The 14,629-nt window shown below is 43.9% G+C and carries 15 protein-coding genes; 5 read left to right on the forward strand and 10 right to left on the reverse strand.

Translation table 11 applies throughout. From position 1 onward, the window contains the following. Window positions 1–605: 605 nt before the first annotated feature. The 3 genes from FE296_RS05680 to FE296_RS05690 form a co-directional block, all read right to left on the reverse strand. Window positions 606–1,781 (reverse strand): YhgE/Pip domain-containing protein, encoded by a 1,176-nt coding sequence (locus FE296_RS05680; RefSeq protein WP_124118638.1) that lies wholly within the window; start codon window positions 1,779–1,781, stop codon window positions 606–608. An 80-nt stretch (window positions 1,782–1,861) separates the two neighbouring features. Continuing rightward, entirely contained in the window at window positions 1,862–2,293 is a 432-nt protein-coding gene (locus FE296_RS05685; protein ID WP_150364453.1) for a MarR family winged helix-turn-helix transcriptional regulator, read from the reverse strand. 166 nt (window positions 2,294–2,459) lie between these two features. Beyond that, the gene (locus tag FE296_RS05690) at window positions 2,460–2,627 is read right to left on the reverse strand and encodes a DUF3934 family protein (RefSeq protein ID WP_150364454.1); all 168 of its coding nucleotides are present in this window, start codon (window positions 2,625–2,627) and stop codon (window positions 2,460–2,462) included. Between the two features lie 312 nt (window positions 2,628–2,939). On the opposite strand from FE296_RS05690, the gene licT reads away from it, so the two are divergent. The 3 genes from licT to FE296_RS05705 all read left to right on the forward strand — a co-directional run bounded on the left by licT (window position 2,940) and on the right by FE296_RS05705 (window position 7,335). After that, entirely contained in the window at window positions 2,940–3,800 is an 861-nt protein-coding gene (gene licT / locus FE296_RS05695) for a BglG family transcription antiterminator LicT (RefSeq protein ID WP_150364455.1), read from the forward strand. A 184-nt stretch (window positions 3,801–3,984) separates the two neighbouring features. After that, entirely contained in the window at window positions 3,985–5,883 is a 1,899-nt protein-coding gene (locus FE296_RS05700) for a beta-glucoside-specific PTS transporter subunit IIABC (RefSeq protein ID WP_150364456.1), read from the forward strand. A gap of 42 nt (window positions 5,884–5,925) precedes the next feature. Further along, a complete protein-coding gene (locus tag FE296_RS05705) occupies window positions 5,926–7,335 on the forward strand; it encodes a glycoside hydrolase family 1 protein (RefSeq protein ID WP_150364457.1) in 1,410 nt (469 codons plus the stop codon). A gap of 100 nt (window positions 7,336–7,435) precedes the next feature. On the opposite strand, the gene FE296_RS05710 is transcribed toward FE296_RS05705, so the two are convergent. From FE296_RS05710 to FE296_RS05730, 7 genes are all read right to left on the reverse strand, one after another. Beyond that, window positions 7,436–8,656, reverse strand: coding sequence for an MFS transporter (locus FE296_RS05710; protein WP_150364458.1), 1,221 nt, complete (start codon window positions 8,654–8,656; stop codon window positions 7,436–7,438). A gap of 32 nt (window positions 8,657–8,688) precedes the next feature. Next, window positions 8,689–9,288 carry a TetR/AcrR family transcriptional regulator gene (locus FE296_RS05715; RefSeq protein WP_150364526.1) on the reverse strand — a complete coding sequence of 200 codons (600 nt, stop codon included), beginning with the start codon at window positions 9,286–9,288 and terminating at the stop codon, window positions 8,689–8,691. A gap of 125 nt (window positions 9,289–9,413) precedes the next feature. Continuing rightward, entirely contained in the window at window positions 9,414–10,562 is a 1,149-nt protein-coding gene (locus FE296_RS05720) for a S1C family serine protease (RefSeq protein WP_150364459.1), read from the reverse strand. A 14-nt stretch (window positions 10,563–10,576) separates the two neighbouring features. After that, the gene (locus FE296_RS05725; protein ID WP_190945043.1) at window positions 10,577–11,698 is read right to left on the reverse strand and encodes an FxLYD domain-containing protein; all 1,122 of its coding nucleotides are present in this window, start codon (window positions 11,696–11,698) and stop codon (window positions 10,577–10,579) included. Between the two features lie 335 nt (window positions 11,699–12,033). Then, on the reverse strand, window positions 12,034–12,210 hold the full coding sequence (locus tag FE296_RS32645) for a hypothetical protein (protein ID WP_190945045.1): 177 nt from the start codon (window positions 12,208–12,210) through the stop codon (window positions 12,034–12,036). Between the two features lie 39 nt (window positions 12,211–12,249). Beyond that, a complete protein-coding gene (locus FE296_RS32650; RefSeq protein WP_190945047.1) occupies window positions 12,250–12,426 on the reverse strand; it encodes a hypothetical protein in 177 nt (58 codons plus the stop codon). Between the two features lie 160 nt (window positions 12,427–12,586). Then, entirely contained in the window at window positions 12,587–13,003 is a 417-nt protein-coding gene (locus FE296_RS05730; protein WP_150364527.1) for a VOC family protein, read from the reverse strand. Window positions 13,004–13,281: 278 nt separating this feature from the next. Between FE296_RS05730 and FE296_RS05735 the strand changes: the two genes are divergently transcribed. Further along, window positions 13,282–14,052: a class I SAM-dependent methyltransferase gene (locus FE296_RS05735; RefSeq protein ID WP_124118632.1), complete on the forward strand. Its 771-nt coding sequence runs from the start codon at window positions 13,282–13,284 to the stop codon at window positions 14,050–14,052. Window positions 14,053–14,089: 37 nt separating this feature from the next. After that, on the forward strand, window positions 14,090–14,578 hold the full coding sequence (locus FE296_RS05740; RefSeq protein ID WP_150364461.1) for an SRPBCC domain-containing protein: 489 nt from the start codon (window positions 14,090–14,092) through the stop codon (window positions 14,576–14,578). Window positions 14,579–14,629: the final 51 nt, after the last annotated feature.

A 14,629-nucleotide genomic window follows, 5' to 3' on the forward strand; every position in this document is an offset into this window, starting at 1 on the left:
TTCGCGTTCATTCTGCAAGCAGAATGTTTACTCACTCGTTGTTCAGTTTTCAAAGATCAAACTTGTTTTGTTACCGAATGTCGTTCTCTTCAGCAACTCTTATATAATATCATGTCCGAACCAACTTTGCAAGCTCTTTTTTTTAAGTTTCTTTCGAAGCTTATTTCATTCGCTTGCCGCACCAGTGTTAAACCGTGTTTTCTTGGCCGGACTAATAATATATCACGTATAAATATTAATTACAATACTTAATTTAATATAATTCATTTACTACAAACCAACTAACTTTACTCTGTAGCTCTCCTCTATCCCAGTGTAAAGTTTATTATAGCTTAAACGACATTTTTTCCATTCATACATCGCCATACATGTCTAATTGATTGTAAACGTATTAGCCTACATCTCCTCTCATATATTTTAGCTTCATTACTATGCTCAATTTAGATTTTCCTTTTATCAAGGTCATGTAAAATTACTGGGGGTACTGTAAGTTACCACGAGTATAAGTAGAACTATTATAGAAGATACACAAAAAAGTGATGCACGCATATAACTATACGTAAACCACTTTCTTGTGTGTTAATACATTATATAGAAGGAAACTCTTAATGTTGTGCCTGTGCTGACGCTGGAGGCGTCATCGTCATTTGTCCATTACCTGCTTTTTGCATGCCAACTCGCAGCAACGTAATTCCCCACGTAATAATCGAGATCAACAGAAGATGAACCATGTATCCCCCCACTGCTTCTCCACTATAGATCAAACGCATAAATCCCTGTACTCCATTGGAAGCGGGCAGAAAGTTTCCTATATAACGGTAGAATGGCGCCAGCATCTCGGCTGGAATGATATTTCCTGCTGTCATCAACTGGAGCGGAACCATCGCTACATTAAATAGAGGTCCTGCATTTCCAAATAGGGCAAAACTCATTTGTGTAAAACAGATACAAGCCAGACTCACCAGCACATGATACAGATACAAAGCGCCGAAGGAGCTCGCAACATCCGTGAACTGAAGAGCTACTGTATCCACAATTAGGGGAACAATCACAGCTATACACAATAACAGCAATTGCCGTCCCCAGAAGATTTCCCATTTGGAATGGGTACGCTTCATGATATTCGACGTAATATTGAACTGAATGTTCATGGTCATCGAAGCAATGTAGGTGATAAAACCCAGAATCATGGGCAGCATCGATGTTGCAAAATCACTCACGCTGTTCGTTTTATTAATTTCAGCCTTCACAGGCCCTTCTTTCATCTTCGCCATTGCTTGTCCAATGGCTGCACTCAGTTCATCGCTGTTTATACTATCATTATTGAGTGTCACTTGAACCTTGGATTCCAGAATCCCTTGACCCATTTGTGCGGTCATTCCAGTCGCCGCGTGTTCCACAATGGATTTGGCTACATCGGCATTTCCCTGATTGATATAAAAGGACAAGCTCGCCTCTGTGCCTCCTGCAATCTGGTCAGTGAATCCTTCCGGAATAACAATAACCATCGCATAGTTACCTGCATTCATCTGTTGCTCAGCTTCCTCGGAAGATCCCAGAACATTGACATGGAAAGGCGCGAGCGTTTCAATCTGCTTCTGCACCTCTGTTCCCTCTGTCCCGTCTTCGTTCACAAGAGCAACTTGAAGTTGATCCACTCTCTCTGTGGCTTGATGATAACCCGTCATCCAGATCACAACAAATAACAGCGGAACAATCAATGCAAAAACCAACCCTATTTTTGTCTGTGGCACTTTAAGAAAATCCTTGAAGCTTCTCATTTGTTCACGACTCCCGTTAGTTAAAATTAAAATAATTGCACTACATATATATGCACATGCACATATTTGGTCAAAAAAAATTATTTCATCTTTTCATAGATACGATTCATCACATTCATGAATGCTTCAAGCTCTTCAGGGGAACATTCGGCGATTGCCTCTTGCTCTTGCTGTTTTGCCTTTGGTGTAAGAACGTCATTCATTTCCAGTCCTTCCGCCGTCAAACAAAGCAAAACCGCTCTGCGGTCCTGTGGATCTTCTTCTCTTGTCACCAGACCTTTGCGAATCAACTTGTCTATAATTTTGCCTACAGTTGTCTGGTCCCGCACTGTTAATTCAGCCAGTTTTTTCTGTGATATATGGCTTCCAGCCTTGCTCAATTCATTCAGAACTGCAAATTGTTCCGGAGTAATATCCTGTTCGCTCAGATTTCTGGTTGTTGTTTTTTTGTATGCCAGATACGTCCGTGACAGAATCAGTCCAAGTGGATTTTCATCCATATTAACAGACATGCTGTTGCTCCTTTCTCTATATAGTAGCACTACCACCTAATTTGCGTAAGCTCTATATTATTACCATATTTACAATACTGTCAATTTAATTTTTTTACCTTTTCAAGCAAAAAGAGACCCACCCGTTAGTCAGGCAGCTCTCTCCTCTGGCATCGTCAAGCCATACTTAATTGGGCTTGCCACTTGAAGTTTCGCTATCGTCCTTCTTCTTTGTACCTTTACTTTTATAAGGCTTCGGGGCACTTTTCGCCCGGTTTGCAGCGGCTTGCCAACGGTTCCAGCCTTTTTTACCCGTACCACGGCCGGTGCCGCCTTTTCCTTTTGCATTGCTCATGTTATCACTCCAATAATCCTGTATATGCTTAAAAATGACCGTCCTCGGTAACTTATTATGCAACCCAGCCCATCTATTTCACTTCCAGCATTTCTTATTATACCAAAAATCCACGTCTTTACGTCCATTTCCAGAAATCATTGTATTGTTATTCTGTTATGAAAGCGGTATAGTGGACATAATTGAAAGAGGAAGCTGCGTCTTCTTCGGGATTGTTACTGGTAAGCAGGCGATACCCAAACCAAGGCTGTCTATTAAGCCTTAGTTTGGGTTTTTTGTTATTATTACGACCAATTGAGGTGAAACACATATATGATCATCCGTCAGATTTTTAACAACAATGTCATCCGGGCTGAGAACCAGGTTGGTCACGAATTTGTTGTCATTGGCAACGGTCTTGGCTTCAAAAAGAAAAACGGGCAGCCCGTGGATGAGGATAGAATCGAAAAAACCTTTGTGCTGAAATCAGATAAAATACCGCAAAAACTCATTGATCTGATTGGGGAAACATCGGTTGAATATTTGAAGTTAGCAGACGAAATTGTGGGCCATGCCAAAAAGGAAATGGGCGATATTTTTAGTGATAATATCTATATATCATTGATCGATCATATTCAGTTTGCCATTACCCGGTACCGTAAATCCGTCGGGCTGAAGAATTCCCTTTTGTGGCAGATCAAGAAGTTTTACAAGAAGGAATTTGGGATTGGCATGAACGCTGTGGAGCTGATCCAGGAACAATTCGGCATCCAGATGGATGAACATGAGGCCAGCTTTATTGCAATGCATTTTGTAAACGCTCGTCAAGATGCTCAAGGCATGAAACAAACCGTTGAAATTACTGAAGTTATTGATGATATCTTCAACATTGTGACCAACCATTACCACATCGCCCTGGATGAAAATTCATTTAATTATTCCCGGTTTATTACCCATCTTCAATATTTTGTGCAGAGAATGTTGAGTAATGAACAGGAGCAATTTGCTTCAGGAGATAACTTTCTGTATGAGCAAGTAAAAGACAAATACAGCAAGGCTTTTCAGTGCACCCAATTAATCAATCAGTACCTTGAGGACAAGTTTGAAAGTGCCATGTCCATTGATGAAAAGGTGTATTTGACGATCCATATTCAACGTGTCACTTCTCGTAACGAGTTACTCGACACAGAATAAAAAAAGCTTGCAAACGATTTCGGCGTCATATATAGTAGGTCTCACAACTTAACGACAAGGATTGTTACTGCTCAAGCAGGCGATACCTAAATGATTGGCAACAGGTCATCTTTCCGATGATCATAGCCATTCGTTTAGGTATTTTTTTGTTTTCAGGCAATCTTAACAACAAAGGAGAATGAACATGGATCATAAAAAAATGGGGGATGACATCGTTCGTCTCGTCGGCGGAGAAGCCAATATCAATGGTCTTGTCCACTGTGCGACCCGGCTGAGATTTGACCTGAAAGATTCGAAAAAGGCCGAACGCGAAACGCTTGAAAAACACGATGGTATTATTACCGTTGTCGAAAGCGGTGGCCAGTTCCAGGTTGTCATCGGTAGTAACGTGGCTCATGTATATGCGGAGATTATGAAAAACCGGGATTTTGGAGGAGATTCCTCCTCATCGGCTGAGTCCACAGGGGAAAAAACCTCGCTGTTATCCAAAGTTTTTGAAATTATATCCGGAAGTTTCTCACCGTTAATCCCGGCTATGGCAGGATCAGGTATGCTAAAAGCTTTGCTGACTGTCCTGACCATGCTCGGATGGATGTCGGATACAAGTGACACATACTTGATTTTATCCGCTGCCGGCAACGCTGTATTTTATTTCTTGCCCATCTTCCTTGGGATCACACTGGGTATGAAGCTGAAAGCCAATCCTTATGTAGCTGGCGTAATTGGTGCCGCTCTGATGGAACCGAGCTTCACCGGGCTGATGGATAAGGGCTCAGATGTATCGTTCCTGGGTATACCGGTTGTGATGATGAATTATTCAGCCAGCGTATTCCCAATCTTCATATCGATTAGTATCTATGCTGTTCTTGATAAGTTACTCAAAAAAATCATTTTGAAAGACCTGCAATTGTTCCTTGTACCAATGATTGCTTTGATGATTATGGTTCCTCTGTCCGCAATGGCCTTTGGACCATTCGGCACCACGGTAGGTGACTGGATCTCCTCCGGCGTAACTTGGCTCATTGGTGTCAGCGGTATATTATCAGGGATTGTACTCGGTGGATTCATGACCTTCATGGTTGTCTTTGGACTCCACTGGGGCTTCACTCCAATCACGATACAGAATATCGGGGTTGGCGGCGATCCGATTGAAGCCATGGCTGCTGCAGCTGTATTTGCACAAATCGGTGTAGCCTTCGGTATTTTCCTGAAAGCCAAAAAGAATAAAACCCTGCGAACCCTTGCTGGCTCGACCAGCCTTACCGGTTTACTTGCAGGAGTAACTGAACCAATCGTATACGGTCTGATCTTGCGTTATAAACGTGTAATTCCTATCGTAGTCATCGCAGGTGCGATCGGCGGTGCCATTAATGGTCACTTTGGTGTTAAAATGACTGCTTATGTGTTCCACAATATTTTTGCCATTCCTGTATATACACCAACGGTTGTCTACGTAATTGCGATTGCCTGCTCCTTTGCGGTAGCAGCGGTATTGACGGTGATGTTTGGTTATGAAAGCAAAACGAAAGACACAGCTTCTGAGAAAAATGAATCTGGTTCCAGCACATCGGCTGAAAGTACGCCGGTAGAGCTTCCTGTCATACCTGAGACCAAAACAACGGAGATCAAGAAAGAACAAATTTATAGCCCACTTACAGGTAAAGCCGTAGCACTGAACACCATTAATGACCCAGCCTTCTCGACTGGTGCTATGGGCAAAGGTTTGGCGATTGTGCCTGAGATTGGTGAAGTTGTTGCTCCGGTAGACGGTGTTGTCACTTCCCTCTTCCCGACTGGACATGCCATTGGATTAACAACCAATGCAGGTACGGAGATTCTGATTCATATTGGCATCAACACCGTAGCGCTGAAAGGAAAACACTTCTCTCCTGTCGTTCAGGAAGGGGATATCGTCAGACAGGGCGATCTGTTGATCCAGTTTGACATCGATAAGATCAAGGAAGCCGGATATGAAACCGTAACACCTGTTATTGTTACTCTAACGCAGCAAGAAGTGGATGTATTCGAAACAACTCAAGAGCATGTACAGAAAAACGATGTCCTTCTGACTCTCGTTGTCTGACCCAACTTATCTTATACGACTTCAACTTAGGAGGAACTAACCATGAAACATACTCAACTGAAACCATTTCCTAAAGATTTCTTCTGGGGAGGTTCAACCTCTGCCTATCAGATTGAGGGAGCCTGGAATGAAGGTGGTAAAGGCCCTTCTGTCATCGACATGGGCAACCATGTCGAAGGTGTAACCGACTTCAAGGTAACCAGTGATCACTATCATATGTACAAAGAAGATGTGGCGTTGCTGGCTGAAATGGGCTTCAAAGCCTATCGCTTCTCCATTGCATGGACACGAATCTATCCGCAAGGAGCAGGTGAAGTGAATCCGAAAGGGCTCGCATTTTACGATTCCCTCATTAATGAATTAATTAAATACGGTATTGAGCCCATTGTGACCATGTATCACTTCGATCTTCCTTATGCGCTTGAAGAAAAAGGTGGCTGGTCCAACCGTGCAACAATTGATGCTTTTGAACAATATGCCAAGACCCTCTATGAGAACTACGGAGATCGGGTAAAATATTGGTTGACCATTAACGAACAAAATATGCTGATCCTGCATCCCGGCTCTCTGGGTACACTGGATACAACACTTGTTGATCCGCAAAAAACACTGTATCAGCAAAATCACCACATGCTGGTTGCTCAAGCTAAAGCCATGGTGCTATGTCATGAAATGCTGCCTGAAGCCAAAATTGGCCCAGCCCCTAATATCGGTGTAATTTACCCGGCGAGCTCCAAACCAGAAGACACACTCGCGGCTGATAACTATGCTGCCATTCGTAACTGGCTCTATCTCGATATGGCTGTATATGGACGTTATAATCATATTGCCTGGAGTTATCTCGAAGAGAAAGGATATACGCCTGTCATTGAAGACGGAGATATGGACATCCTGGCTCAAGGAAACCCTGACTTTATTGCGTTTAACTACTATACTTCCCAAACGGTTGGTGAAAGCCTGAACGATGGTAATGACTTCTCCCATACAGGAGACCAGCATGAAATCGTAGGTGAACCGGGCGCATATAGAGGATCTGTGAATCCCAATCTGCAAAAAACGGAGTTTGGTTGGGAAATTGATCCGGTGGGCTTCCGCTCTACCCTGCGTCAGATCTACTCCCGTTATCATCTGCCATTAATTGTTACGGAAAACGGTCTGGGTGCATTTGATAAACTGGAGGAAGGCGACGTGGTTAACGATCCGTATCGTATTGAATTTTTCAATAAACATATCGAACAGATTCAACTAGCGATCACGGACGGCGTAGATGTATTTGGCTTCTGCCCTTGGTCTGCGATCGATCTGGTTAGCACACATCAAGGGTCAAGCAAACGTTATGGATTCATCTATGTGGATCGTGAAGAATTTGATATCAAGGATTTGAGACGTATCCGCAAACAAAGTTTCCACTGGTATCAAAAACTGATTGAAACGAATGGAGAAATTCGTTAATACCGTAATCCTTTAATATCATAATAAAAAACAGTCGACCACACGTTAGGTGTGATCGACTGTTTTTTTGTGTTAATATACTTCATTTCCAATAATAAAATTACATTTCTGTCTTCGGTTGTTTCACCGTTTTGACCTCTCTGAGTACCCGCAGGGATAACAGGAAACAGATCGCCAAAACGGCTGCTGCTGAAACGTAAGGATAGTTAATATTCACATCAAACAGTGCTCCAGCTACAATTGGACCCGCGATATTCCCCAGACTGGTATACGCCGAGTTCAATCCGGCCACAAAGCCCTGTTGTTCTTCTGCCAGTTTGGACATCTGTGTACTGATCGCCGGACGTAAAATGTCCATCCCCAGAAAGACGATAAACGTTACGACAAGAATGAGCCAGTACGTGTGCACAAACAAGGTCAACAGTACAAATACGGCTACAAATAACAGACAGACTGAGATGACCATCTTTTCACCAAACCGATTGAGCAACCAACCGATTAGCGATACTTGCACAACCGCACCTGCTATGGAACCAAATGTAATGATAAATGCAATGTCTTTGGTTGTGAAACCAAACTTGTGATCCACAAACAGTGAAAATACCGTCTCATAGTTCGCCAGACCAAATGCCATAACAAACACAATAATCAAGCTGAAAAAGTAGGGTTCACGATACGAATTCACCAATTGGGATACCATGCCCGGAGCTTTGACCTTCTCTGAGCCAGCCAAAGGTTTAGTTTGCTCTCCTGTACTCCGCGTGGATTCCGGCAAAATAATCAATGTAATGATCGCTGCCAGCAACCCGGCAACCCCTGCGGCGTAGAACGGAATTCTAATGCCAAAGTCTGCGATGTATCCACCAATGCCGGGACCAATGATAAACCCGGTTGTAATTGCGGCATTAATCAAACCCATCCCTTTGCCGCGTTCTTCTTCTGTTGTGATATCCGCGGTGTAAGCCATAACCGCCGGGAAGATCATCGCCGCACCAATACCGCCTAACATGCGGGCTGCGAAGAGCAAGACCGGTGCATTGACCGCACCAAACATAAACTCGGATACGGCAAAGATCAGCATGCCGCCAACAATAATTTTTTTGCGTCCCCATGTATCCGACCAACGACCCGCAAGCGGTGAGAACAGAAACTGGGTGAAAGAAAATGCCGCTACCAGCAATCCAACCGTGAATCCGGTGATATGCAGGAGATCCATATACGCAGGCATGATCGGCACAACGAGACCAATACCCGTAAAAACGAGAAAAATATTAAACATTAACAGCAGCAGTGCGCCCCTGTTCCGTGTTAGTAATGCCATGATTCCATCCTCCGTAGTTGTCAAAATGTTGCTTAAGCTTTATCTTTTGCAATCCCGTGCAAGAATACACTGGCAGCCTGGCGGTATAACGCAAGAGCTTGATCAGGCTCCATCCCCCGTGACATCTGGCTAAGACCAATAATGGTACTCTCCAATATGAGCGCCAGATTATCTACATTGTCTGCTTTGAACTCACCGCTCTCAATGCCTTGCTCTATCATTTGTTTATTAAATTGAATATGCCGATCAAACATTAAGGAGATCCGCTCCTCAATATCATTTTCTTTCTTTTCCCCTGTGAAGAACTCATCAGCCGCCTTCGTCAGTGGGTGATTCATATCATCCATGACGAGTTGTTCAGCCAGTCCGTAAATCTTCTCCGTGGACGTGCGATAGAGATGTTCTTTGGCCGCCCAGCTCTCTTCCCACTCCCGGTCCCACTCATCGATTAGATAGAGGAACAGACCTTCCTTACTTTTAAAATGGTAATATATATTGCCTTTGCTGCTGCCCGTCGCAGCTACAATATCCTCAATGGACGTTGCTTTATAACCTTTTTGTACAAAAAGGGCTTTGGAAGCATCCGCAAGTTTCTTCTTGGTCTGCTCGGTTTGAAGTTGCTTTTTATTCATATTCATTCCATTTCACTCCGTTCCATGCATACTGAACATTCGTTCTGTATTTTAACAGATGCATCGAATATAAGCAATCAAAAAGGAGAGTGGCACATCAGCCAACTCTCCTTTGATGATTTATTTTATGTTATTTTCTTACCTTTACCATGCAATATTTTCAATTGACCATTCTCAGAAGCAACCTGATATGTAACCCTATACTTCGTCGTTACATATTCGCCGTCCCTGCGTTCATCGGCTGTAATCACTGCTGTCACTTCCATCCCATCATTGCCCTTGTCTATAGAAGAGACCTCTCCAATAGTCACATAACTGGTATTGAGGTAACCCTCACGAAATTTGGCATAACTTGTGCCGCTCTGCCATTCACTGCCGAGCAAAGCATAAGCTGTAACATAGTCACTTAGATTCAGATTGTTGTAAAACTCGGTCACCACCCCTTCTGCTTTTGCAGAAGCTGAGATCGATCCCGATCCATTACCACCAGCCGTCTGAACCGCCGATGTGCTGGATGGCTTCTTGGACCAGGCTTGCACCTGCCTCAGCACACTGGTGATAGGGATACTGAACCCAATTCCGCCCTCCTGCTCCACAACGGCTGAGTTAATACCAAGTACTTCGCCCGTCTCTGCGTTGATTAGTGGTCCGCCACTGTTGCCATGGGTAATCGGCGCCGAGATCTGATACAGATTGCTGTAAATGTAAGGCGCAATTTCGAAGCTGCGTCCAACACCGCTGATAATGCCTGTAGTTACCGTGTTCTCGAACCCGAGCGGGCTCCCCAGAGCTAGGATTTCATCTCCAGTCTCGGCTTTAGATTTGGCGATAGCCAGCGGTTTCACCTTTTTCAGATCAGGTACTCGAACGACAGCAATATCTGTTTCTTCCCCGACTCCGATTACTGTTCCTTTATATTCCTCATGATTCAGGGTACGTATCGTCACTTCCTTCGAACCTTCTACCACATGAGCATTGGTTACAACATCTCCCTGATCATTATATAGAAAACCGGAGCCTAGTCCGCTGCTGCTCTCGATCGTAACCACTTTCTTCTGACTCTCTTCAATAATCTGTTTACGTGTTTTCTTCACGACTGTCTTGGAGGACGGTTTGGATGCTGCGGTTTCTGTTTCCTTCGCATTAACAACAGCCAATCTGGGCTCAGCCTGCAACTGATCTGCTGTATAACTGTGAATCCAGAACACGCCTCCTGCTCCGACTCCTATAATGATTGCACTGGATATAATGGTGCTCCATATTCGTTTGCCCATTCCAACCTGTCCTCCTATTCCAGATACCACGTTGCATTCACAACAGATACTTCTGCTTCTTGGTATACACCATAGTAATACGTCTCAAAAAATCCTTCTTCACCCACTTCAATCCAGCTTGGATACACATCCACATAGGTTTGGCCCAAATAAGTACCGTCTGTACCATAAATATCGACCATGACGGTGACGGAAGAGATCGGCCGAGTTGCATTGTTAATGATTGAACCGCTAATATACAGGTCACCATACATATCAAGCGTTGCTTCGACATTCACAATGCTCACTGCCGACGTTCGATTCTTCAGATCTTCTTCTGCTGCCTGTTGTTCGGCAAGTTGAATCCGTTCGGCTTCCGCTTTCTCGAAACTCTTCTTCTCACTCAGCACCCGATCACGATACGCTGTCAGTTTGTCATCCTCCGGCGCATAAGACAGCCCTTGATCGACCGTTTGCAATGCCGCTGTAAAATCCTTTGTCTTGACTAGCTGCTCAGCCTGCTTGTAGCTAATCCCTGCCAGCTTATCAACAATTTGCTTCTCTACTGCTTCGGCTTCCTCACCCTTCAGATTCGATATCGTATCCAGCTTCTCAGCCAGCGCCTCTACTGTCGTCAAACTATCGATTTCTTTTTTCACCTTCAATACAGCTAGCGTAATCTTTCTATTACTTAATGTGGCACGTACTTTGGTGAAAACGAGCTCTTCTCGCTCTTTCAGTGCTTTCGCTACTGCCTGAATGGATTTGTCTCCTTCTGAGAGTTTTCCTGTTTTCAGACTTGTGGCAGCCTCATTCAACTGATTCATCAGATTGAACGCTTTCGCCGTAATTTGGCGATCCTGTACAAGTGCATTATAGTTTGGTCGTTTCACTAGAGCGGTGTCTAGCAACTGCAGTGCTTCTTTGTATTTACCTCCCAGGGCCGCTTGTTCCGCCTGTTGATGCAGAGAATTCACCTCCGCATTAATACCCATCTCCTGCTTATAGTAGAACGTTAGTAAAGCCCCCATCACGGCTGCCAGTAGCAGTGGAATGATCCAACTAAATGCGCGGCCTTGACTGGTGTTGCCCTGTCTCGGTACAGGCTGTTGCTGCCGGGATAATAATTTGGCTGATTCCTCTGTTCTTTTTTCCAAACCCACGGCTGTTTCCGCCCAGATCTGTTCCTCTGTGGAGCTTGCATCTTTCAGTTTTGTGTTACACGTTCTGCACTTACTATCCCCAGGACTACTTTTGGTCCCACATATGTGACAATACACCCTAATCCCTCCATCAAAAAGAAACGTATGTATACTTACCTTTTAACTTTCTAGTACATCAGCTTTTTGGCATCTTTCGATACAAAACGTCAACATGAATCGACACTTATCATATAGCAAAAAGGTAAAATACACCATATGTTATTAGGATAGAATCGGTGCGTGTTTCCACAAACCGAAAGGAGATACCGACAAGCGGTATCTCTTCCTGTTCAGCCCTGCTGTCCTGCGCGCACCCGGATGTTGCCCAATTCGTTCGCATTGATCGCAAATGCATTACCGCCCTGTCCAACGGATGCCTTGGCTGACTGTCGTGCCTGGAATTTCAAACGGCTTTTGTCCACGTCTACCCGGTTAACCTGTTTTGCTTTCTTTTTACGTGTACTCATTATTCATCCCCCTCCCCACTTCTCTTTTCTGCTGCCAGACTAACGTCTGCGAGAAGAACGGCGACCTTTCTGTTTCATGATCTGCACGTTAAATGCATTACTTGCAAGTACATTCCCTGAGTCGGCATAACCCTTCGCCGTTTGGTGAATCTGGATTACGATATATTGCTTTTTTCCAACACGATAGCGATAACTTTTCACGTTTGAACGAGTCATGGTCATCTCCCTGTGATCGTTTTTAAAAAGCTCGGGTATCCTATTCATGTCCATGTACATGGAGATGTGTGAATGCATACTCCCGATAATTAATGGATGCAGAAAAGATGCAAAAAAACCTTCCTATTAATCTAGGAAGGGTCTAGTTATTTTCATTTTATCACTCCGAAGGAAAAGCACTTAGGTCCATATAGGAGACTTCCCAGAGGTGATCATCCAGATCTTGAAAACTCCATCCATACATGAATCCGTGATCCTGCGGTTCGTTGTATGGTTTCGCGCCTGCATCGAGGGCAGCTTGTACAATTACATCTACCTGCTCCCGGCTATCTACAGACAGGGCAACGATGACTTCGGTTGTATCGGCAGCATTGGAGATTTTTTTCGAGATGAAGGATTGGAAACGTTCCTCCACCAGAAGCATGGCGTAAATATTTTCCCCGATGATCATACAAGTAGCAGACTCGTCCGTAAAATTGGCGTCAAACTCAAATCCGACCTTTGTAAAAAACTCAACGGATTTCTTCAGATCTTGAACAGGTAAATTGACAAAAATCTGCTTGGCACGAATAGCCACCATCGATCACCTCGAACTCATAGAATAGATTCCACCTCAAAATAACACCTCGCGAATACGCTGTCAATTGAATATAATGAAGACATTCCAACTTGTGAGGTGACACGGATGTTGCTCCGTATTGTTCGAAGTACATAGTTGTCGGGCTGGGTCAAAACGCGTACCAGCTATCAAGGGACACGTCTGTCCATTTGATCCCATTCGACATTTTACAATAGAACGATTCGGCACAACTCTCTTGTCCTGTTCAAACAAACTCACATTGGAGGAATATGAAAATGAAAAACAACATAGATTACGCTGACTTTTATGAACGCGTAGGCCGGACGAATGGCTGGAACTTCAGCTCCATAAACGTTGTCTCGGAGAAGATCGGATGGAATTTCTATGAGGAAGTTGTTCGCCATACACGATCGTCCGATCTGTTACTCGATATTGGAACAGGCGGTGGAGAAGCTGTTCTATCCATTGCAGAAGAAGCCTTGTTATTGGTGGGAATTGATCTCGCTCAAGGAATGATAGAAACTGCACAACAGAATCTTCTGGCTGCGGAAGCTCATTCCGCGGGAACTCATTCCAATGTACGCTTTCTTCATATGGGCGCAGAAAAACTGTATTTTCCAGATTGCTTCTTTAATGTGGTATCTTCCAGACACTCCGGATTCTCTGCTTCAGAAGTATTTAGGGTTCTTGCTCAGGGTGGGATATTTCTAACCCAGCAGGTCAGCGAACATGATAAATCTAACCTTTCAGAAGCTTTTGGACGTGGACAGAGCCTTGGCATTCAACCCGGCACATTGATGGAACGATACAAGCATGAACTTCAAATAGCAGGTTTCCATGACATTCAAGTCCGTGAATATAATGTGGTGGAGCATTACACTACACCCGAAGACTTGATGTTTCTCCTAACCCATGCCCCCATTATTCCTGATTTCGGAAAGGTAGAAACGGACGTTGAACGATTCCAGAAGTTTGTGAGAGAACATTACGAAGAGAAGGGCATTCGTACAAACTCGGCACGCTTCATGATTACTGCAAGAAAATAATGGCTAACCTTATCCTAAAACTATTGGAGGAAACACAATGTCTAGTCCAGTTGAAATCTCTTATCGTTTCAATGCTCCACGCGAACTTGTGTTTAAAGCATTTAGCGACTCAGATCATCTGCAGAACTGGTGGGGCCCAAAAGGTTGGTCGTTAATTGTTGCTGAATCAGATTTTCGTTCGGGCGGTGTCTTTCATTACAGCCAGAAACCTGCTGACGGTGACACCATGTGGGTCAAATTCGTATACAGTGAGATTATTGCATCAGAGAAAATTATATACACCAGTTTCTTTTCTGACGAGAAAGGTCACATTGTACGTGCACCCTTTGACCAAAGTTGGCCGATGAACACTCTAAATACTCTAACGTTCAGCGAAGAGGAAGGGGAAACAGCCATTACACTGACTGTTGCTCCCGCATCTCCAACGGAGGAAGAAATTCAAACTTTCGAGGCTGCAAAAGAGATGGTACAAGCGGGGTTTACTGGAACACTCAATCAATTAACCGAATACTTAACAAAGATATAATCCATTTCGTATACCCTTGGTATAACTGCAAATAAAAAAACACCGTTACCG

It is taken from the genome of Paenibacillus sp. UASWS1643, assembly GCF_008693195.1.
In the GTDB taxonomy this organism is placed as follows: domain Bacteria; phylum Bacillota; class Bacilli; order Paenibacillales; family Paenibacillaceae; genus Paenibacillus; species Paenibacillus amylolyticus_B.